Source organism: Nitrospirillum amazonense (assembly GCF_007828045.1).
Classification (GTDB): domain Bacteria; phylum Pseudomonadota; class Alphaproteobacteria; order Azospirillales; family Azospirillaceae; genus Nitrospirillum; species Nitrospirillum amazonense_C.
The window spans coordinates 38,968-59,671 of the sequence record NZ_VITN01000008.1; the positions used below are offsets into that span (position 1 = coordinate 38,968).

The 20,704-nt window shown below is 70.0% G+C and carries 15 protein-coding genes; 10 read left to right on the forward strand and 5 right to left on the reverse strand.

The annotated features are described in order from the left end of the window. Positions 1-2: 2 nt before the first annotated feature. Together FBZ89_RS14325 and FBZ89_RS14330 are read right to left on the reverse strand one after the other, a co-directional pair. A complete protein-coding gene (locus FBZ89_RS14325) occupies positions 3-398 on the reverse strand; it encodes a Rieske 2Fe-2S domain-containing protein (RefSeq protein ID WP_211115234.1) in 396 nt (131 codons plus the stop codon). Further along, a complete protein-coding gene (locus FBZ89_RS14330) occupies positions 395-1,183 on the reverse strand; it encodes an SDR family NAD(P)-dependent oxidoreductase (RefSeq protein ID WP_145750659.1) in 789 nt (262 codons plus the stop codon). The genes FBZ89_RS14325 and FBZ89_RS14330 overlap by 4 nt, the downstream gene beginning before the upstream one ends. A 164-nt stretch (positions 1,184-1,347) precedes the next feature. Here FBZ89_RS14330 and FBZ89_RS14335 point away from each other — a divergent pair, with 164 nt between their 5' ends. From FBZ89_RS14335 to FBZ89_RS14345, 3 genes are all read left to right on the forward strand, one after another. After that, a complete protein-coding gene (locus FBZ89_RS14335; RefSeq protein ID WP_145750660.1) occupies positions 1,348-1,974 on the forward strand; it encodes a PadR family transcriptional regulator in 627 nt (208 codons plus the stop codon). 31 nt (positions 1,975-2,005) lie between these two features. After that, complete coding sequence (locus FBZ89_RS14340; protein ID WP_145750661.1) at positions 2,006-2,203, forward strand: hypothetical protein; 198 nt, start codon at positions 2,006-2,008, stop codon at positions 2,201-2,203. 132 nt (positions 2,204-2,335) lie between these two features. Beyond that, on the forward strand, positions 2,336-3,514 hold the full coding sequence (locus tag FBZ89_RS14345) for a GGDEF domain-containing protein (RefSeq protein WP_145750662.1): 1,179 nt from the start codon (positions 2,336-2,338) through the stop codon (positions 3,512-3,514). Between the two features lie 34 nt (positions 3,515-3,548). On the opposite strand, the gene FBZ89_RS14350 is transcribed toward FBZ89_RS14345, so the two are convergent. Next, on the reverse strand, positions 3,549-4,070 hold the full coding sequence (locus FBZ89_RS14350; RefSeq protein WP_145750663.1) for a hypothetical protein: 522 nt from the start codon (positions 4,068-4,070) through the stop codon (positions 3,549-3,551). Positions 4,071-4,298: 228 nt separating this feature from the next. Here FBZ89_RS14350 and FBZ89_RS14355 point away from each other — a divergent pair, with 228 nt between their 5' ends. From FBZ89_RS14355 to FBZ89_RS14385, 7 genes are all read left to right on the forward strand, one after another. Further along, entirely contained in the window at positions 4,299-6,827 is a 2,529-nt protein-coding gene (locus FBZ89_RS14355; protein WP_145750664.1) for a methyl-accepting chemotaxis protein, read from the forward strand. Between the two features lie 254 nt (positions 6,828-7,081). Further along, entirely contained in the window at positions 7,082-7,696 is a 615-nt protein-coding gene (locus FBZ89_RS14360) for a helix-turn-helix domain-containing protein (RefSeq protein WP_145750665.1), read from the forward strand. Positions 7,697-7,832: 136 nt separating this feature from the next. Beyond that, positions 7,833-9,962, forward strand: a complete 2,130-nt coding sequence (locus tag FBZ89_RS14365; RefSeq protein WP_145750666.1) for a prolyl oligopeptidase family serine peptidase — start codon at positions 7,833-7,835, stop codon at positions 9,960-9,962. Positions 9,963-10,078: 116 nt separating this feature from the next. Then, the gene (locus FBZ89_RS14370) at positions 10,079-12,244 is read left to right on the forward strand and encodes a prolyl oligopeptidase family serine peptidase (RefSeq protein ID WP_145750667.1); all 2,166 of its coding nucleotides are present in this window, start codon (positions 10,079-10,081) and stop codon (positions 12,242-12,244) included. 135 nt (positions 12,245-12,379) lie between these two features. Next, positions 12,380-16,660, forward strand: coding sequence for an ATP-binding protein (locus FBZ89_RS14375; protein WP_145750668.1), 4,281 nt, complete (start codon positions 12,380-12,382; stop codon positions 16,658-16,660). A 26-nt stretch (positions 16,661-16,686) separates the two neighbouring features. Next, the gene (locus FBZ89_RS14380; protein WP_145750669.1) at positions 16,687-17,073 is read left to right on the forward strand and encodes a response regulator; all 387 of its coding nucleotides are present in this window, start codon (positions 16,687-16,689) and stop codon (positions 17,071-17,073) included. 67 nt (positions 17,074-17,140) lie between these two features. After that, the gene (locus FBZ89_RS14385; RefSeq protein ID WP_145750670.1) at positions 17,141-18,382 is read left to right on the forward strand and encodes a tetratricopeptide repeat protein; all 1,242 of its coding nucleotides are present in this window, start codon (positions 17,141-17,143) and stop codon (positions 18,380-18,382) included. Between the two features lie 33 nt (positions 18,383-18,415). On the opposite strand, the gene pseC is transcribed toward FBZ89_RS14385, so the two are convergent. Further along, positions 18,416-19,645 (reverse strand): UDP-4-amino-4,6-dideoxy-N-acetyl-beta-L-altrosamine transaminase, encoded by a 1,230-nt coding sequence (gene pseC, locus FBZ89_RS14390; RefSeq protein WP_145750671.1) that lies wholly within the window; start codon positions 19,643-19,645, stop codon positions 18,416-18,418. Then, on the reverse strand, positions 19,645-20,667 hold the full coding sequence (gene pseB / locus FBZ89_RS14395) for a UDP-N-acetylglucosamine 4,6-dehydratase (inverting) (RefSeq protein ID WP_145750672.1): 1,023 nt from the start codon (positions 20,665-20,667) through the stop codon (positions 19,645-19,647). Before pseB ends, pseC begins: the two co-directional genes overlap by 1 nt. Between the last annotated feature and the right edge of the window lie 37 nt (positions 20,668-20,704).

A 20,704-nucleotide genomic window follows, 5' to 3' on the forward strand; every position in this document is an offset into this window, starting at 1 on the left:
CATCATGCCGGCTCTGTGAAGACGGCGGCGGCGTCCGCGTTCACCCACACCTGGCCGCCGGCCACGGCCAGCCCTACCGGCGTCAGGGCTAGGCGGCGGCGGGCGTCCGCGTCCAGGTGGAAGTCGCTGTCGTCGAAGGGGATGCCGATGGGCACGCCGGCCGCGTCATAGACCCAGCCGTGATAGGGGCAGCGCAGCAGGCCGCGCCCGCAGGGCTGATCGTGGATCAGGGCGTAGCGGTGGGAGCAGACGTTACGGAAGGCTTTCAGCGCCCCCTGGAAATTCTGCACCACCACGGGGATGACGGCGCCGCCGGCATCCGGCGCCCGGCCCGTCAGGTAATCGCCATGGCCGGCCACGCCGGCGGCGTCGCCCAGCTTGATCCAGGGGGCCGTCACGCGGTGCGCCCCCCATCGACGGTCAGGGCCGTGCCGGTGATCCAGCGGCCGGTGTCGGCCAGCAGATAGGCGATGGCGTGGGCCACGTCGTCGACATGGCCGAAGCCCAGGGGCTGCAGCCGCTGCAGATGGTCGATCTGTTCCTGGCTCAGCTTCTCGAACCCGCGCTCGATCAGGTCGGTCATGACGATGCTGGGCACCACGCAGTTGACGCGGATGCCGTCGGGCAGCAGTTCGGCCGACAGGCCCTTGGTGGCGGCGATGATGCCGCCCTTGGCCGCGGCGTAGACGATGTTGGCGGGCGAGGCGGCGGTGGCGGCGGTGGAGGAGATGAAGACCATGGCCGAGCGCTCGGCCCGCACGCCCTTCTGCCGCAGGCCCTTGGCCAGGGCCAGGCACGAGCCCAGGTTGACCCGCATCACCTGGTCGAAGAAATCCTGGGAGAAGATGCGGATGGGGCGCAGCGTCTGGATGCCGGCGCAGTGCGCCACCCCGTCGAAGGGTCCGGACAGGGCCGCCTGCTCCTTCATCCAGGCCGGAATGGCGTCCAGGTCACCCATGTCGAAGGGCGCTACGCGGTGCCCCTGCCCGTTTGAAACAGGGGTCAGGCGCGACAGGGTGTCGGCCAGCCGCCCCTCGTCCCGGCCGTTCAGGGTGACGCGGGCGCCCAGGCGCGACAGCAGCACGGCGGTGGCCTGGCCGATGCCGGCCGACGCGCCGGTGACCAGCAGGGATCGGCCGGCCAGGCTCATGGGGTTGTGCAGGGTGTCGCTGGGCTGGGACATGGGCGTTTTCCTTATCTTCCGCCCCGACTATCCGGGCCCCGGGCCGGGCCCGTCAATGACCTGCGATAAATCCCGGCGGAGAGGTCTTGACTCAAGAAAGGGTCGAGATATATCTTGAGTTACGATATATCGAATAACAGACGAGATAGGATCGAGAGACCATCATGCACTTTTTCAAACATCACGGCGGCAAGCATCCCGAGGGCGGGCGCCGCCACGCCCGGGGCCGCGACGGCGAGGGCTTCTGGGGCGCCTGGGGCGGTCACGGCGACCATTGGGGCCGGGGCGAGCGGGGTGAGGGCTTCGGCGGCCGGGGCGGCCGCGGCGGCGCCGCCCGCGTCTTCGAGAATGGCGACCTGCGCTTCCTGTTCCTGGACCTCATCCGGGAAAAGCCCCGCTACGGCTATGAGATCATCAAGGCCATCGAGGAAAAGGTCGGCGGCGGCTACAGCCCCAGCCCCGGCGTCGTCTACCCGACGCTGACCCTGCTGGAGGAGATGGGCCATACCCAGGTCTCGGTGGGCGAGGGTGGCAAGAAGCTCTACACCCTGACCGAAAGCGGTGCCGCCTTCCTGAACGAGAACCGCCTGGTGCTGGCCGCCATCAAGGAACGGCTGGACAAGATCAGCGCGGTGCGCGGCTGGATGCCCCCGTCCCCCGTCGTCCGCGCCATGGAAAACCTGAAAATGGCCTTGCGCTTGCGCCTGCGCGGCGGGACCCTGACGGAAGATCAGGCGCGCGCCATCGCCCTGGCCCTGGACCAGGCGGCGCAGGCCATCGAGCAGGCCTGACGGCCATCCCAGGTGAACGGAGAGGACGCCCATGCCCACCCGTACCCGTGACCTGCCCCGGAGCCGTGAGGTGAACGCCATCGACATCCGGGGCCGCCTGCTGGCCCTGTCCCGCTCCCACGCCCTGGGCCGGCGGGTCGTTCATCGGAGCGAGGACCGTGACGCGGCCCGTTTCCCGGAAGAGTCCGAACCGGATAAGGACGGTCCCGGCCCCGGGGGCCGGCACTAGCCCTCTGATCAGGGCGCCGACACTTGTCATACGAAACGGTCCGGTTGATGATCAGGTCCGTTTCACTTGGCAAGTGCGGCCGTATCCCTGCGGAGGGACGCCCGTCCCCTTTGCAGGACCGCCCCCGAGACCATGACGCGTGCCGACGATAGCCTTCCGACGCGCCGCCTGACGGTGGCCTATGTCGCCGCCCTGTCCCTGATCGCCCTGCTGTCGGGATCGGTGCACCTGCTGCTGGACCATGTCATTTCCCAGCAGCGCGACAGCGGCACCATCATCAATGTCGCCGGCCGCCAGCGCATGCTGTCGCAGCGCATCGGCCTGCTGGCCCGCGATTTCTATGAAGGCCATGACGAGGCGGCGCGCGTCCCCCTGCTGCAGGCGGCCGCGACCATGGAGCGGGCGCACCGGGCGCTGCTGGGCGGCACCGGCGACATGGGCATCACCCACAGCCTGTCGGACGCTGCCCGGACGCTCTATTTCTCGCCGCCCGCCGACCTTGACCGGCGTACCCGCGACCTGGTCCTGGCCGCCCGCATCCTGGCGGGGGCGGAGGGGCCGGATGCGGGGACGGCCGACATCCGCGCCCGGGTCTTCGCCGACATCCGCGATCAAACCCGCGATATCCTCATGCCCATGCTGGACCAGGCGGTCCGGCAGTTCGAGACCGAGGCGACGGAACGCATCGAGGGATTGCGGCGGGCGCAGCAGGGTGTGTTGGCCATCCTGCTGACCACCTTGCTGGCCGAGGCCGTGTTTATTTTCCGCCCCCTGGTCGGCCGGCTGAAGGCCTATGCCGGCCGCCTCTACGACATGGCCACCCGCGACGTGCTGACCGGTCTGCCCAACCGCCGCCACTTCCTGGAGGTGGGGGAGCGGGAGGTGCGCCGCGGGCGCGAGGCGGGCCAGCCCCAGGCCTTGCTGATGATCGACATCGACCACTTCAAGGCCATCAACGATACCCTCGGCCACGCCGTGGGCGATCGCGTGCTGTCGCAGTTCGGCCGCTTGCTGCAAGGCTGGCTGCGCGAGGGCGAGGTGGCGGGCCGCATCGGCGGCGAGGAATTCGCCGTCCTGTTGCCGGATGCCGACACCGTGGACGCCGCCGCGCGGGCCGAAACCCTGCGTCGCGCGGTGGAGGCGGCCCCCGTCAACGGCCACGCCACCCTGGCCTGGACGGTGAGCATCGGCGCCGCCCGGGTGTCCGGCGGGGACGAAGGCTTGGCCGACGCCCTGCGCCGGGCCGACCTGGCCCTCTACGCCGCCAAGGCGGCAGGCCGCAACCGTGTGCAACTCAGCGCGGATTCCTGATTGCCGCATTCCGAGACCTTGGCGTCCCGTCGCGTCAGGCGTCGTAGCGGCCGGGGGCGGGGGCGCGTTCCATGGCTAGGGGCCGCACCGGCAGGGAAAGGCCGTGGGCGCCCAGGGCGCCGGCCATGGCGCGGGACGCCACCAGCAGGCCGTCGGTGGTGCCGGGCCGCATCAGGTGCTCCACCAGGGCATAAAGCCTGGCCGGGGCGGTGGGGTCGGCGGAGGGCTGTGCCAAGGCCAGCAGGCGCAGCAGCTGGCGCTCATCAGGCGTCAGGTCTTGGCAGCCGGGGCACCCCACCCGTGGCCGCTGCCGGGCCGATCGGCCGTACAGCAGCAGAAAGGCGCGGAAAGTGGCCATCACCTCGTCCGCGTCCTCGCCGCAGGCCTGCAGGAAGGCGTGGCGGATCAGGGGACAACCGCGCCGGGCCGGGCTGGCATAGGGCTGGGCCATGTGGCGCAGGCTCCACACCAGCAGCCTTTCCCCGGAACTCAGGCCTTCCAGCGGGGCGGGCTGGGGCAGGCTGTCACGGGGGGTGATCATCAGATCGTCGGGCATCTTGGGCCTAGCAGCTGTCGTCTCCAGTCTGATCACGATAATGAGAATCATTATTAATTTCAATATCAGAGATTAATGACTTTTTAGGGGGATGATTCACTACTTTTGGTCAGGCGGTTAAAGCCTTTACGCCGGGTTAACTTTCCGGCGCGAGGCTGGACGCCAGGCCACGGCCCCTATCGGGGGCGAAAGGAACGGCCGGGGACAGGTACTTGGGGGAGGAATGCGATGCGCGACACGGGGCCCGTGACCAACCGTGAGGTGGAGTTGCGCGAGGGGGAACTGCTGGTCTCCCGCACCGATCCGTCGGGCCGCATCACCTACGCCAACCGTGCCTTCGTCCGCGTCAGCGGATTCAGCCATGAGGAACTGATCGGCGCGCCGCACAATCTGGTGCGCCATCCCGACATGCCCGAGGCCGCCTTCGCCGACCTCTGGGCCACCATCCGCGCCGGGCAGCCCTGGGACGGGCTGGTCAAGAACCGCACCAAGGCCGGCGATCATTATTGGGTGCGCGCCAACGTCACGCCGGTGATGGAGGGCGGTACGGTCGCGGGCTTCATCTCCGTCCGCAGCAAGCCCGGCCGGGACGAGGTGCGCTTGGCCGAGGCGCTGTATGCCGAGCTGCGCGCCGGCCGGGGAACCCTGAAGGACGGCGCGGCTATCGCCACCGGCCTGGGGTCCCGCCTGCGCCGTTACGCCGGCAGCGTGCGCGGACGCATGATCCTGACCATGGGTACCATGATCGCCTGCACCCTGGTGGCGGGCGGCCTGCGTTTCCTCGGGCCCCTTGGCGAAAAGATGGGGGACGCGGGCGCCGGCAGCGCCCTATGGCTGGGCGCCAACGCCGCCATCATCCTGGTGTCGCTGGCCGTATCCGTGCTGGGCGGCAGCCTGATCCTGCGCACCCTGCGCCAAGCCCTGGGCCGGGTGGAGGGGCACTTCGCCGCCATCGCGGCAGGGGAATTCGACCACGCCATGCCGGCCGACCCGGTGGCGGAGTTCCAGGCCATGACCGCGACGCTGCGGGCCCTGCGGGCGCGCCTGGCCTTCAGCACGGATGAGCGGGTGGAGCTGATGGAGCGCACGCGCGAGGAAGCCCGCCTGGCGCTGCTGGAAACCTGCCGCGCCATCGAGGCCGACCTGACGGCAACCTGGATGGGGGTGGAGCGGGGCAGCCACCGGGCGGTGGACGGGGTGGCCCATCTGAAGCAGGCCGTGACCGTGGTGCGGGAGAACACAGTGGCCGTGTCGGCCGCGGCGGAGCAGGCCAGCGGCAACGCCGGCAACGTCGCCGCCGCGACGGAGGAACTGGGCGCCGCCGGTGATGAGATCGCCCGCCAGGCCGCCCGCTCCAGCGACGTGGCCCGCCGCGCCGTGGACAGTGCCCGTCTGGCGGCCGGCGCCATCGAACGCATGGAGGAGGCGACGCGCCAGATCGGCACCGTCACGGACCTCATCGCCGATATCGCCGGCCAGACCAACCTGCTGGCCCTGAACGCCACCATCGAGGCGGCGCGGGCGGGTGACGCCGGCAAGGGTTTCGCCGTGGTGGCGCATGAGGTGAAGTCGCTGTCCGGCCAGACGCAGAAGGCCACGGACGACATCGGGACCCAGGTGGCGGGCTTGCGCGGCGCCGTGTCGGCCAGTGTGGACGCCATCCGCGCCGTCATCACGGTGATCGGCGAGATCAACGAGGCCTCGTCCGCCACGGCGGCGGCCGTGGAACAGCAATCCGCCGCCAACGCGGAGATCGGGCGCAGTGCGTCGGAATCGGCCGGCGCCGCCCGGCAGGTGTCGCACAGCGTGGGCAGCATCCGGGGACAGTCCGATGAAATCGCCACCATCGCCGCCGACCTGGACCTGCGGGTCAGCGAGACGCAGACCGCGGTGGTGGACCTGAAGCGGCGCATGACCATCGCCTTGCGCCAGTCGCTGGCCGGTGATCGCCGCGCGGCCGACCGCGTGCCCTGCGACATGCCGGCGACGGTGCAGGTTAACGGCCGTCCCTACGCCGGCCGGCTGCAGGATTTGTCGGCGCGCGGCGCCCTGGTGGCGGCGGACGGCCTGCCCGCCCTGGCCGACCAGCAGGAGGTGGCGCTGGCCGTGGACGGTGTGGGCACTGTGGCGGCGGTGGTGGCGGGCACCAGCGAGCTGGGCCTGCACCTGTGCTTCATCCATGTCGACGCCGCGACGCAAAGCCGGCTGAAGGCGACGCTGGACCGGGCGCTGGAACGGCACCGCGGCTTCATCGACCTGGCGCTGGGCGCCGCCGGCCGCATGGGCCAGGCGCTGGAAGGGGCCCTGCAGGCAGGCGAGATCACCGAGACGGCGCTCTTCTCGCACGACCTCGACCCCATTCCCGGCACCGACCCGCAGCAGTACATGGCGGCCTGTACCGCCATCACCGACCGCTTGTTCCCCGACATCCAGGAACCGGTGGCGGCGGGCGACCCGCGCATCCAGTTCTGCGCCGCCGTCGTGCCCTCGGGCTACCTGCCCACCCACATGAAGCGGGTGTCGCAGCCGCAACGGCCGGGCGACTACGCCTGGAACATGGCGCACAGCCGCAACCGCCGCCTGTTCAACGACCGCGCCGGCCTGGCCGCCGGCCGCAACACCGGCGATTTCCTGGTGCAGTCCTATTCGCGCGACATGGGCGGCGGGGTCATCATCCGCCTGAAGGAGGTGGACGCCCCCATCCGGGTGCGCGGCCGCATCTGGGGCAATGTCCGCGTGGCGTTCAAGGACGAATAGCGTTCTGCCGAACGCCTGTGAAAACCGGGATGTAAAATTTTTGACACACCCACAAATTTGAACCGTCCCGCCCCGGGCGTCGCCGCTATGCGGCGGCGGCGGGGGTTGGCGGCTTTACCCGCGCGCGAGGGCGCATTACCAGGGAGGGACAAACGTTAAGCCGCCATCGCGTCTTCCCGGGCCAACCGGGGCGAAGACGGGCCGGGGCCGGGGGGCCCCGGGATGGGCCTGGGTTGAAGGGGAGGCGCACAGCCATGCAGATCGTCAGCACCACCGACCGCCGGCGGCAAATGCCCATGGGCGACCGCATCCGCGCGCGGCGCAAGGCGCTGGGCCTGACCCTGCAGCAGGTGGCCGAGCGCTCCGGCCTGTCGGCCCCGTTCATCAGCCAGGCGGAACGGGATTTGAGCGTGCCCTCGCTGGTGTCGCTGCTGGCCCTGGCCGACGCCCTGACCGTGGACCTCACCTATTTCATGGAGGTGCCGGACAGCGGCACCATCGTTCACCGCGCGGCCAAGCCCCGGCGCATCGAGGTCGATAGCCCGGTGGATTACATCGATCTGGCCAGCAACCTGGCGGACCGCAAGCTGGACATCATTCTGATGCGGGTGCCGCCGGGCCATGCCTTCCCCACCGACCAGCGCAATGGCGAGGACTTCCTCTACGTTGTGGAGGGGGAGATGACGGGCACGGTGGGCAAGACCAAGGCCAAGCTGGGCGACGGTGATAGCCTGCATTTCGACAGCCTGCAGCCGCACAGCGCCCGCAACGCCTCGGACCGGGACGTGGTGCTGCTGTACGTCGGCACCCCGTCCATCTTCCGCAAGTCGGCCGACGGCGTCATCGAGGCCGGCGAGGCCGACGCCTGAGCTCCCCTTCCGGGTCACCCCCATTTGACCTAAGCAGCGTATTGCATCCGGCCTCGTCCTGACCCACTACTAAAGGCAACAGACAGGGGCGGGGGCGATCCGTGGCAGCGGACGGCCGCCCTCACGGATGGGGTTCATGAAAAACACGATCAGCGCACTTCTGCTGTCGCCCGGCCTGATGCTGGGGGCGACCGCCGCCTTCGCCGATTCCACACCCGCCACGCCGCCCACCGGCATCCCCGAGGACAGCCGGGCGTGGATGGAGGATATGAACAACGGGGACGCCCTGGCCTGGGCCAAGGCGGAAACGGACCGCTCCACCGCCGTGCTGCAGGCCGACCCGCGCTATCCCGCCCTGCTGGCGGAGGCGACGGCCATCGCCGAAAGCAAGGACCGCGTGCCGGGCGTCAGCTTCCGTGGCGACGCCGTCTATAATTTCTGGCAGGACGCCGACCACGTCCAGGGCCTGTGGCGCACCACCACCCTGGCCAGCTTCGCCAAGGACAAGCCCGACTGGCAGACCGTGCTGGACGTGGACGCCCTGGCCAAGGCCGAGGGCGTGAAGTGGGTGTTCAAGGGCACGGACTGCGACGAGGAAACCCGCCGCCACTGCGTCGTCCATCTGTCCAACGGGGGTGAGGACGCGGTCACGGTCCGCGAGTTCGACATGAAGACCCGGGCCTTCGTGCCTGGCGGCTTCGCCCTGCCGCGCGGCAAGCAGAATGTCGCCTGGGCGGACACCGAAACCCTGCTGGTGGCCCGCGACTGGGGTGCCGGCACCATGAGCGGCGCCGGCTACCCCCTGGTCATCAAGTCGCTGAAGCGCGGCCAGCCGCTGGACCAGGCGCGGGAGGTGTTCCGCGGCCAGCCGTCGGACATGTCGGTGGGCGCGGAAACCATGCGCGACGCCCAAGGGCACCAGGCCACGCTGATCACCCGCAACCTCAGCTTCTTCGAGGTGGAGACCTATCTGCTGGCGGGCGGCCAGCCGAAGCGCCTGGCCCTGCCGCTGAAGTCCCGCGTGCACGGCATCCACGAGGGCCAGCTGATCGTGGAGGTGAAGCAGGATTGGAACGCGGGCGGCGTCGCCGTTCCGCAAGGGGCCGTCGTGGCGCTGGATCTGGCGGCGGCCATGGCCGATCCGGACCACCTGCACCCGGTCCCGGTCTATACGCCGACCTCGCGCGAAGGCCTGAACGGTCTGGATTTCACGCGGCACCACCTGCTGATCAGCCTGACGGACAACGTGAAGGGCCGCGTCTACGTGGCCGACCGCAACGCCGACGGCAGCTGGCGCCGCGCGCAGCTGCAACTGCCGGACAACGCCAACATCACCGTCACCGGCGCGGACCGCGACCATGACCGCGCCTTCGTCACGGTGGCCGGCTTCCTGGAGCCGCTGACCCTGTCGCTGGTCGACACCAACACGGGGGCGGTGGAAAAGCTGAAATCCACACCGCCGCAGTTCGACGCATCCAAGGCGGTGGTGGAACAGCGCGAGGCGGTGTCCAGCGACGGGACCCATGTGCCCTACTTCGTCGTGCGGCCGCGCGACGTGCCTTTCGACGGATCCACCCCCACCCTGCTGTACGCCTATGGCGGGTTCGAGGTGCCGATGCTGCCCCGCTATCTGGGCGCCACCGGCAAGATGTGGCTGGAACGGGGCGGCGCCTACGTGCTGGCCAACATCCGGGGCGGTGGGGAGTTCGGCCCCGCCTGGCATGAGGCCGGCCTGAAGACCAAGCGCCAGGCCATTTACGACGACTTCGTCGCCGTGGCCCGCGACCTGATCGCCACCAAGCTGACCAGCACCCGCCGGCTGGGCATCGAGGGTGGGTCCAACGGCGGCCTGCTGATGGGCGTGCAGTTCACCCAGCACCCGGAACTGTGGCGCGCCGTCGTCATCCAGGTGCCGCTGCTGGACATGCTGCGTTTCCCCGTCATCGGCGCCGGCGCCTCCTGGATGGGGGAATACGGGGACCCGGCGGTGCCGGAGGAGCGGGCCTTCCTGGCCGGCATCTCGCCCTACCATAATCTCAAGGCAGGGGTGACCTATCCGGAACCCTTGTTCGTCACCTCGGCCAAGGATGATCGGGTCAATCCCGGGCACGCCCGCAAAATGGCGGCCAAGATGAAGGAGATGGGCCTGCCCTACCTCTATTACGAGAACACCGAGGGCGGTCACGCCGCCAGCGCCAACCTGAAGGAAACCGCCCGGCGGCAGGCGCTGGAGTTCACCTACCTTTTACGGAAACTCAAGGATTAGGGATCAATCCTGGAACGGGGGCAGAGGTTCCCTGCCTCCGTTCCGCCGTCCCCCTAACCCCGGCCGCCGCTGTCGCCAGGGGATGGGGTCCCGATCCGCCGAGGCTGTCGCGTCCCATGCCGTCCCTTCGTTCCCGTGTCCTTCCGGCTTTGCTTTTGGCGCTGTCGCTGGCGGCATGCGCCCAGAACCCGGCTGCCGAGCCGGCGGCCCCGCTGGCGGGCCTGTCCTCCACCTATACCGACCCCTATGCCTGGCTGGAAACGCCCGACTCGCCGGATGCGCTGGCCTGGGTGGCGCGGCAGAACCAGCGCACGCTGGCGGAACTGACGCAGGACGCGCCCCTGTCCGATTTCATCTCCACCGCCACCCTGCTGGCGCATGAGGCGTCGGAAGAGGGCGGCAATGGCGCCCTGCCCTCGGGCGGGGCGGTGGACGGCAAGGATCCGGCCGTTACCACCATCGACGGCGTGCGCCATGTCTATGCCGGTTCCAATTGCTACGGCACGGTCGATCCCGATGCGCCGCCCCCGGCCGCGGGGGCGGATCCGGTGGTCATGGGGCGCACCTGCCTGGTGTCGCTGTCGCGCACGGGTGAGGACGCGGTGGAGGTGCGGGAATATGACCCCGCGGCCAAGGCTTACGTGCCCGGCGGCTTCCACCTGCCCTACGCCAAGCAGACGGTGGTGTGGCTGGACCATGACACCCTGCTGGTGGCCCGTGGCTGGGATTCCAGCGACACCGCGCTGACCCGTTCCGGCTATCCCTACGTGGTGAAGGTGGTGCAGCGCGGCCAGCCGCTGGACCAGGCGCATGAGATCTTCCAGGGCCGTGTCACCGACACCTCCGTCAGCCCGGCCATCTTCCGCGACCGCCAGGGCCACCGCGCCATCGTCCTGGTGCGCCGGCCCAGTTATTTCACCACGGAACATTATCTGGTCGAAGGCCGCCACACCCTGAAGCTGGGCCTGCCGCCGCTGGCCGAGCTGGCGGTGCTGGCCAACGGGCAACTGGTCGTCAAGCTGGGACAGGACTGGCAGACGGCCAGCGGCCGCACCTTTCCCGCCGGCTCCTATGTCTCGGTGGATCTGGACGCCGCCCGCCACGACCCGGCCAAGCTGAAGGCGGCCCCGGTCTATCTGCCCGGCCCGCGCGAGGCCGTGACCAACCTGGTGAAGGCCAGGTCGCACCTGGTGGTCACCAGTGACGAGAATGTGCGCGGCCGCCTGACGGTGCTGACCCGCGTCGACGGCGGTTGGAAGACGACCCGTATCGACCTGCCCGACATGTCGGCCGTCAGCATCAAGTCCAGCAGCGAGGACAAGGACAAGCTGACCGTGACCGTGGCCGGCTTCCTGACGCCCCAGGCGGTGTGGAGCGTGGACCTGGACAGTGCCGCCGCCGCCCTGGTCAAGGCCGGCAGCCCCGGCTTCGACGCCAGTCCCTACACCGTGGACCAGTGGCAGGCCGTGTCCACCGATGGCACCGCCATCCCCTACTTCATCGTCCACCGCAAGGACATGGTGCTCAGCGGCGATAACCCCACCCTGCTGACGGCCTACGGCGGTTTCAACCTGTCGCGCCTGCCGACATATTCCGCCACCATCGGCAAGCTGTGGCTGGACCGGGGCGGCGTCTATGTCGTGGCCAACATCCGGGGCGGGGGCGAGTTCGGCCCCGCCTGGCACGAGGCGGCGCTGAAGACCCACCGGCAGAAGTCCTTCGATGACTTCACCGCCGTGGCGCGCGACCTGATTCAACGCCAGGTCACCCGGCCGGCACGCCTGGGCATCAGCGGCGGATCCAACGGCGGCCTTCTGATGGGCGTCGCCCTGACCCAGCATCCCGACCTGTGGGGGGCGGTCGCCATCAAGGTGCCGCTGCTGGATATGCTGCGCTATGAGGCCATCGCCGCCGGCTCGTCCTGGGTGGCGGAATACGGCAGCGTCTCGGTGCCGGAGGAACGGGCCTTCCTGGCTAGTATTTCCCCCTACCAGCGGCTGGATCCCACGCGCACCTACCCGGAAACCCTGATCATGACGGCCACCCACGACGACCGCGTGGGCCCCGGCCATGCCCGCAAGTTCGCTGCCCGCATGGAGGCGCTGGGCAAGCCCGTGCTGTTCTATGAAAGCGACGAGGGCGGCCACGGCACCCGGGGCCTGGATGACGCCGCCCGCGCCCGGGGCCCCGCCCTGGAACTGGCCTACTTCGCCTCCCGCCTCATGCCGCGGCGTGCCGAGCGTCCCGCCGGCGGCCAAGTGGTGGCGGGGGCCGCCGACTAGGGATCATTCCGCAAAAAACCTATCTACGTAGCCTCCCCGTCCGCGCCCTGGACGATGCGACAGCCGGATGCGACAAAGGTCCCCTGGCGGGATCGGTCGGGGCCTCCATGCCCCCGGCCTGTTGGGGGATGAGGGATGGCCTTGGGCTTGCGGCGGCGTCTGTTGCTGCTGCTGATCGGTACGACCGTGCCTTTCTTCCTGTTGCTGCTGGGCGAAAGCCGGGCCCGGCGGAACGAGGCCGTCGCCGCCGTCGAGGCCCAGGCGGTGGAACTGGCCCGCATGGCGGCGGACGAACAGGAACGCCTGCTGGACCAGGTGCGGCGGCTCAGCCTGGGCTTCGCCCAGCATTCCGCCCTGCTGCCCACGGACCAGTGCGTCGATGACGCTCGCATCCTGAAGGCGTCCCAGCCCTGGGTTTCCAACATCCACGTGGTCAAGCCCGATGGCTCGGTCGTCTGCTCGTCGGCGGACCAGCCGTGGTTCAACTACAGCGACCGCGAATACGTGCGCCAGGCCTTTGAGACCGGCCGGGCCAGCACCAGCGACTATGTGTTCGGGCGGCCCAGCAACCGTGTGATCCTGGGCACCGCCCAGCCGGTGTACCGGGCGGACGGGCCGGCGGATGCGGGCAAGCCGGACGCCCTGGTGTTGGCGGGCCTCAGCATGGATTGGATCGAGAAGACGGGTGCCCGCTTCAGCCACGACGGGTCCCTGTTCCTGCTGGTGGACCGCACCGGCACGGTGCTGGCCCGCATCCCTGAACGGCGGGATCTGGTGGGGCATAATTTCAAGGACAACCCCTTCATTCAGGCGGTGCTGAACGGGCCGGCGGACCGGGGGGAATTCGTCACCCTGGACGGGGTGGACCGGCTGGTGGGCATCGCCGCCCTGCCCGGCAGCGGGGCGCATGTCGTGGTGGGCGTGGATCGTGCCGCCGTCCTGGCCCCGATCCTGGCCGACCAGCGGCGCACCCTGGCCTTTGGCGGCGTGGCCGCCCTCTGCGCCCTGCTGCTGGGCTGGGTGGGGGTGGAGGCGACGGTGCTGCGCGGTGTGCTGGCCCTGCGCCATGCCGTCTCCCGCCTGGCCGCCGGTGACAGGGGCGTGCGCGCCGCCATCGCGCCCGGCACGGCGGAGTTCGCGGAACTGGCGCGATCCTTCAACGACATGGCGGCGGCCCTGGATCGGCATGAGCGTGAGATCGCCCAGCGCGAGGCCCAGTTCCGCGACCTGACGGAGGTGTCCAGCGACTGGTTCTGGGAAACCGATCCGGAGGGGCGCTTCACCCAGATGTCCCAGGGTGTCGGCAGCCTGGGCATCCCCGCCGGCCATTTCCTGGGCCGTACCCGCCGCGACTTCGCGGTCGACCCTGACAGCTTCGAATTCCAGGCCTATGAGGAATTGCTGGCGGCGCGGCAACCCTTCCGCAACCTGGCCTACAGCCTGTATGGCGAGGACGGGGTGCTGCGCCACGTTGTGGTCAGCGGCAAGCCCTTCTTCGATGAAGCCGGCGTGTTCCGGGGCTTTCGCGGGTCGGGACGCGACCGCACCCAGCAGGTGGCGGCGGAAGAGCGCCTGCGCCTGCTGCAATCGGTGGCGGTGCACGCTACCGATGGCATCCTGATCACCGAGGCCGACGCCCTGGACGAGCCGGGCCCCCGCATCATTTTCGTGAACGAGGCCTTCACCACCGTCACCGGGTTCTCCTGGGACGAGGCGGTGGGGCGTTCCCCCCGCTTCCTGCAGGGGCCGCTGACCGACAGGGCGGCGCTGGAGCGCATCCGCCAGGCGTTGGCCGCGGGGGACCCGGTGCGCCAGCGCCTGCTGAACTATACCCGTGACCGCCGTCCCTTCTGGGTGGATCTGGCCATCTTTCCGGCGCGGGCGGGCACCCGCATCACCCATTACGTCGCCTTGCTGCGCGACGTGTCGGACCAGGTGGCGGCGACCCTGCATCTGAACGCCCAAGTGACGGAGCTGGAGGCCGCGCGCGCCACCTTGCAGGCGCAGCGTACCCTGCTGGACAACGTGCTGAACGCCTCGCTGGATGGGGTCTTCGCCTATGACACCATCCGGGACGAAAACTTCGATGTCAGGGACTTCCGCTTCGAGCTGGTCAACGTCACCGCCGAGAAGATGGCCGGCCGCTCCGCCCACGACCTGGTGGGCCGGGGCCTGAAGGAGCTGTTCCCCGATCTTGCGGCCGGTGGCCTGTTCGACCGCTATGTCGAGGTGGTGGACACGGGCCGTGCCGCCACCTTCGAATATCACCGGGACGAGGACGGGCGCTGGTTCCGCATCACCGCCGTGCCCTGGGGGCGCGGCCTGGCGGTGACCCTGTCCGACATCACGCGGGAGAAGAAGCGCGAGGGCGACCTGGCCGCCCTGGCCGATGACCTGGCCGGCGCCAAGCAGGCGGCGGAGGCGGCCAACCGCGCCAAATCCGATTTCCTGGCCAATATGAGCCATGAGATCCGCACGCCCATGAACGGCATCATGGGCATGACCCAGATCCTGCTTGGCACCGCGCTGGCGACCGAGCAGCGCGCCTATGCCGAGGCCATCCACGACAGCGCCCAGGCCCTGCTGAACATCATCAACAACATCCTGGACATCTCGAAGCTGGAGGCCGGCAAGGTCGAGTTGGAGATGGTGGACTTCGTCCTGGATGAGGTGGTGGAGGGCGTGATGGCCCTACTGACGCCCCAGGCGCGGGAAAAGGGGCTGGATCTGGACGTCTCCGTGGCGCCAGAGGTCGCTGGCGCCTATCGCGGCGACCCCACCCGCCTGCGCCAGGTGCTGCTGAACCTGATGGGCAACGCCGTGAAGTTCACGTCCGAGGGGCGCGTCAGCCTGGCCATCACGGCGGCACCCGCCGAAAACGGCGGAGATCGGGCGGACGACCGCCTGCGCCTGCGCTTCACCGTCGTCGACACGGGTGTGGGCATGGGCGCGGACCAGCAGGCCCGCCTGTTCGAGAAATTCACCCAGGCCGACACGTCCATCAATCGGCGCTATGGCGGCACCGGCCTGGGGCTGGTCATCTCGCGCGAGCTGGTGCGCCTCATGGGCGGCAGCATCACCCTGGACAGCGCGCCCGGTGCCGGTTCCACCTTCGCCTTCACCATCCCGCTGAAGCCATCCAGCGTGCAGGTGGCCCGCCGCGCCGCGGCCGTGGCGGCGCTCAGCGGCCTGCGGGCCCTGGTGGTCGGGGCCAGCGGTCTGGTGAAGGCGCTGGAACGCCTGGATCTCATGGTGACGTCCGTGGCGGACGCGGACGCCGCCGTGGCCGAGGTGGCGGCGGATGGGGCTTGGGCCTTCGACATCGTGGTCATCGCCGAAACCCCCTTCGATGCCGCCGTTGGCGCGGACGGTCCCACCTTGGCCGCCCGGCTGCGGACACTGCCCCGGGCGGCGGCGGCCAAGATGGTGGTGGCGACCGGCCGGCCGCAGGTGGCCGAAGCCGACGCGGCGGTGGACGGCGTGCTGACCCAGCCGGCGCGGGCCCCGGCGCTGCGCGCCCTGCTCCTGCGCCTGTTCGGCGGCGGCGACATGGTGGAGACCGAGATGGACGGGCCGCTGGCGCGTGACCGGGGCGCCCGCGGGCTGGGCCGCCGCCTGCTGCTGGTGGATGACAACATGGTCAACCGGTCCGTCGCGCGCATCATGCTGGAACGCGACGGTTATACCGTCGACATGGCGGAGGACGGCCAGGCGGCGGTGGCCGCCTGCCGGACCACGGCCTATGACCTGGTGCTGATGGACGTGCAGATGCCGGTGATGGACGGCGTGACCGCCACCCAGGTGCTGCGCCGTGACCTGGGCCTGCGCCATCTGCCCATCCTGGCCATGACCGCCAACGCCATGGTGGGCATGCGCGAGGAATACCTGGCCGCCGGCATGGACGACTACGTCTCCAAGCCCTTTGACCAGCAGCAGTTCCTGGACACGGTGGCGCGCTGGGTGGCCAGCGGCGCCGACCATGCCGCCAGTCTCCAGATTGACGCGGCAGCCGCGTCGCCGGCGGACCCGATGGGGCAGGACGACGCTACCCTGGCCCGGCTGGACCCCGCCGTGCTGGCCGGGTTGCAGGCCATCGTGCCGCCGGCCGACTTCCGGGTGCTGGTGGAGAATTTCGTTGAGCACGGCCTGGCCCGGGTGCGGCGCATCCAGGCCCTGGCGGAGGCATCGGACCTGGCGCCCTTGCGGGCGGAGGCGCACGACCTGATTTCCACCGCCGGCAATGTCGGCCTGGTGGGCCTGCAGGCGCTGGGCCGCCAGATGCACGACGCCTGCGCCGACGGGGATATGGGCACCGTGCGGGCCCTGGCCGTCCGCATCGGCCGTGTCGGCCCCGGCGCCTGGACGGCGCTGGGCGAACGGTTTATCGGTAAGGCGGTGGAGGCGGCGGGCGACTAGCCCGTGAGGAATGCCGGCAGGAAAGCATGAGCAAGGGCGCGATCGTATTCGCGGAGGATGAACCCGGCCTGCGGGCCATGATCGGCGCCCTGTTGAAGGCCGGCGGCTACACCCCCGTGCCCGTGTCCGATGGCGCCCAGTGCCTGCGGATGCTGAGCCAGATGCAGCCGCGCGCCCTGCTGCTGGATATTGCTATGCCCACGCTGGATGGTTTGCAGACGCTGAAGGCGGTGCGGGGCAGTCACGCCCTGTCCATGGTGCCGGTCATCATGGTCACCAGCCATGGCGAAGCCGAGGTGCTGCAGGAAGCTCTGCGCAACGGGGCCGCCGGCGTGATCCTGAAACCCTTCAGGGCCGAGGAGTTCATTCCCCGCATGGAACGCTGCATCGCCCAGGCGCGCGCGCGGCGATAGGCCGTGGCTTGGCCGCCACGGATTGGTACAGTGTCGCCGACGCGTCGGCGATCATGAAAGACAGGAGATGAGCGTGACGGCAGGGGACCAGGCGGCAACCGCGCTGGATGAGGCGGCGATCGGCCGGTGGCGGGATCGCATACGCCAGACCACCTTCGCCAATTATCATTTCGAGATGGGGATCGCCCTGCTGATGGGCGGCGACGCCCAGGCGGCCCACGGCGCCCTGCAGCGGGCCGTGGAGATCCAGCCGGACCTGGCCATCCTGTATCCCCTGCTGGCGTGGACGGAGGAGCGGCTGGGCCAAGCCGAGGCCGCGCGGCAGCGGCAGGCCGACCTGCAAGCGCGCGCGCCCGCCTTGTGGCTGGACGGTTGCGCCAACCTGTCCGCCCGCCTGTTGAAGGACGGCAAGGCGGAAGGCGTGGCGTGGGCCCGCCGTTTCGTGGAACTGGCGCCCGCTACCGACATCCGCGTATCGGCGCTGGCCGGCCTGGCGGCCCACGTCGAAGGGCGTGCCCCCGACGCGCTGGCCGCCTGGGCGCACGCCCTGACGATGGCGAGCGACATCCCGGCCAGTTCAGCCAACGACCTGGCGAGCGCGCTGGCCGATATCTCCAACACCCTTTTCGCGCAGTGGCAGGACGACCAGGCGCGGCGGACGGAGTTGGCGCTGGCGGCGGCGCGGGTCGCCGGCCGGCTGGTTCCCACCCGTCCGGATTTGCGCTTCCAAATCATCCGCTGCCTGGTGCGCCTGGTGCGGCCGCAGGAGGCGGTGCCCGAGATCGAGGGTTACGTCGCCCTGGCGGGCGCGGGCGCCGCGGATGACAAGAACCTGCTGCTGCAATGGGGCATGCGTGACCTGGCGGCCGGCGACCTGGCCGCGGCGGATGAGCATTTCAGCCGTTGCGCCCAGGTTGACACCGGCTGGGCCCTGCCGGAAAGCCACCGCGCCCTGGTGGCGCTGCGCCGGGGCGACACGGCCCAGGCGGCGGCCCTCGCCCAGGCGGGCTGCACCCGCGAGCCGCGCAACTATTTCGCCAACCAGTGCCGCGGCCTTGTAGAGTTTGAGACCGGGGCCCTGGCCGAGGCCGTCGCCAGCCTGAAGCAGGCCAGCGCCCAGGCGCCCAACCAGCCGCTGGCCAAGCTGCTGCTGGCCATGGTGTTGGACGGTGCGGGGCAGGGGGCCGAGGCGGTGGCCGCCTATCGCGAGGCCGACGCGGAAGGGGGCGCGCTGATGCACCGTCAGCTGACCCTTTACCCGCCCGCCTACCAGGACCGTGTGGCCAAGCTGGCCCAGAAGGCGGGCTGACGGAGGCGGGCTGACGGAGGCGGGCTGATCCGGTCACGCCTTGATCAGGTGTTCCAGGGCCGCCACCACCCGGTCGACATCGCCATCGGTCATGGCCGGGAATAGGGGCAGGGACAGGCAGGCTTGGTACCAGCCGTCGGCGCCCGGCAGGTCCAGGCTGCCATAGCGCTCCCGGTAATAGGGCTGGTGGTGCACCGGGATGTAATGCACCTGGCTGCCCACGCCTTGGGCCTTCAGCGCCGCCATGACGGCGGCACGGTCCCGGCCCGGGGCCGCGAAGTCGATCAAGACGACATAAAGATGCCAGGCGGGCTTCCCGCCGCTGCGCCCCGCGTGCCGGATGAAGGGGGCCAGAGGCGCGAGGCGTTCATCGTAGCGCGCCACCATGTCCGCCCGCCGGCGGACGAAACGGTCCAGCTTGCCCAGCTGGCTCAGGCCCAGAGCGGCGTGGATGTCGGTCAGGCGGTAATTGTACCCGGGCGCCGGCATCTCGTAATACCAGGGGTTGGCGCCGCCGTCGGCGCCGAAGGCCGCCTTCCTGTCCTGGAAGGCCGCCGGATCCCGCACCATGCCGTGGCTGACATCGCGGCGCAGGCTGCGCGCCAGGGCGTCGTCATTGGTGGTGACCATGCCGCCCTCGCCGGCGGCGATGGTCTTCACCGGGTGGAAGGAGAAGCAGGCCATGGCGGAGCGGTCGCAGGCGCCGATGGCGATGCTGGCTCCGGCCCGGTTGGCGCGCCGGCTGCCCACGGCGTGGCAGGCATCCTCGATGATGGCCAGGCCGCGTGCCTCGGCCAGGTCGGCCAGGGCGTCCAGGTCCGCCGCCTGGCCGGCGAAGTGCACCGGCGCCAGGGCGCGCACGCGCCAGCCGGCGGCCTCGGCGCGGGCGATGGCGGCCTCGGCGTCCGCCCGGCCCATCAGGCCGGTTTCGGGATCGACATCGGCGAAGGCCACCTCCGCCCCGCAGTAGCGGGCGGCGTTGGCGGTGGCCAGGAAGGTGACGCTGGGCACCACCACGGCGTCGCCGGGGTGCAGGTCCAGCGCCATGCAGGCCAGGTGCAGCGCCGCGGTGCCATTGGCGCAGGCGATGGCGTGGCGGGCGCCCACGGCTTCGGCGAAGGCGTGCTCGAACCGGGTGACGGTGGGCCCCTGCGTCAGCCAGTCGCCGCGCAGCACGGCGGTGACGGCGGCGATGTCGTCCTCATCGATGGCCTGCCGGCCGTAGGGCAGATAGGGCGGCGAAGACGGCGGACCGGCAGCCATCACGGCCTCTGCAGCAGCACGGCCAGGCGTTCAGGGGTCAGCCAGTCGGTGTTGCTGTCGCTGCGATAGCTGAAACCGTCGGGCACCGGCCTGGCCCCCAGCTTGACGTAGGCCTGGCGGGTCCACCAGTTGAAGGCCGGCTCGATGACGTAGCGATCCTCCATCTCAAAGGTCTGGCGGCTGTCGTCCTCGGTGATCATGACCTCGTGCAGCTTTTCACCGGGGCGGATGCCGATGACCTTGTGCGGCAGGTCCGGCGCCATGCAGCGGGCCAGGTCGCCCACCCGCATGCTGGGAATCTTGGGCACATAGATCTCGCCACCCTGCATCATGCCGAAGCAGGACGCCACGAACTCCACCCCATGCTGCAGGGTGATCCAGAAGCGCGTCATGCGCTCATCCGTGATGGGCAGTTCGCCGGCGCCCTCGGCGATCAGCCGGCGGAACAGTGGGATGACGCTGCCGCGCGACCCCACCACGTTACCGTAGCGCACGACGGCGAAGCGGGTGCCCACCGACCCCGACAGGTTGTTCGAGGCCACGAAGATCTTGTCGGACGCCAGCTTGCTGGCACCATACAGGTTGATGGGGCTGGCGGCCTTGTCGGTGGACAGGGCGATGACCTTGCGCACCCCCGCCGCCAGGGCCGCGTGCACCACGTTCTCCGCCCCGTAGATGTTGGTGCGGATGCATTCGATGGGGTTGTACTCCGCCGTCGGCACATGCTTCAGGGCGGCGGCGTGGATGCAGTATTCGACCTCGCGCATCGCCATTTCCAGCCGGGACCGGTCGCGCACGTCGCCGATGAAGAAACGCAGCACGCCCTCGTGGGCCACGCCCAGCTGCTGCTGCATTTCATACTGTTTGAACTCATCGCGGGAGAAGATGATGATCCGGCGCGGCTTGGCGTGTTCCAGCAGATAGCGCACGAACTGGCGGCCGAAGGATCCGGTCCCGCCGGTGATCAGGATGGATGCGCCGTTGAAATCGGCCAGGGCCGATTTAAGGAACTTCGACGTCATGTCTGCCCCCGCCGCCAGGGGAACCGTCCCCCCGGCC

Excerpts from the sequence above, each read along its gene's own strand:
- FBZ89_RS14350 (WP_145750663.1), bottom strand. The coding sequence starts at position 4,070 with ATGCCCGACGATCTGATGATCACCCCCCGTGACAGCCTGCCCCAGCCC.
- FBZ89_RS14365 (WP_145750666.1), top strand. The coding sequence starts at position 7,833 with ATGAAAAACACGATCAGCGCACTTCTGCTGTCGCCCGGCCTGATGCTG.
- FBZ89_RS14355 (WP_145750664.1), top strand. The coding sequence starts at position 4,299 with ATGCGCGACACGGGGCCCGTGACCAACCGTGAGGTGGAGTTGCGCGAG.
- FBZ89_RS14340 (WP_145750661.1), top strand. The coding sequence starts at position 2,006 with ATGCCCACCCGTACCCGTGACCTGCCCCGGAGCCGTGAGGTGAACGCC.
- FBZ89_RS14370 (WP_145750667.1), top strand. The coding sequence starts at position 10,079 with ATGCCGTCCCTTCGTTCCCGTGTCCTTCCGGCTTTGCTTTTGGCGCTG.
- FBZ89_RS14335 (WP_145750660.1), top strand. The coding sequence starts at position 1,348 with ATGCACTTTTTCAAACATCACGGCGGCAAGCATCCCGAGGGCGGGCGC.
- pseC (WP_145750671.1), bottom strand. The coding sequence starts at position 19,645 with ATGGCTGCCGGTCCGCCGTCTTCGCCGCCCTATCTGCCCTACGGCCGG.
- FBZ89_RS14345 (WP_145750662.1), top strand. The coding sequence starts at position 2,336 with ATGACGCGTGCCGACGATAGCCTTCCGACGCGCCGCCTGACGGTGGCC.
- pseB (WP_145750672.1), bottom strand. The coding sequence starts at position 20,667 with ATGACGTCGAAGTTCCTTAAATCGGCCCTGGCCGATTTCAACGGCGCA.
- FBZ89_RS14330 (WP_145750659.1), bottom strand. The coding sequence starts at position 1,183 with ATGTCCCAGCCCAGCGACACCCTGCACAACCCCATGAGCCTGGCCGGC.
- FBZ89_RS14385 (WP_145750670.1), top strand. The coding sequence starts at position 17,141 with ATGAGCGTGACGGCAGGGGACCAGGCGGCAACCGCGCTGGATGAGGCG.
- FBZ89_RS14380 (WP_145750669.1), top strand. The coding sequence starts at position 16,687 with ATGAGCAAGGGCGCGATCGTATTCGCGGAGGATGAACCCGGCCTGCGG.
- FBZ89_RS14360 (WP_145750665.1), top strand. The coding sequence starts at position 7,082 with ATGCAGATCGTCAGCACCACCGACCGCCGGCGGCAAATGCCCATGGGC.
- FBZ89_RS14375 (WP_145750668.1), top strand. The coding sequence starts at position 12,380 with ATGGCCTTGGGCTTGCGGCGGCGTCTGTTGCTGCTGCTGATCGGTACG.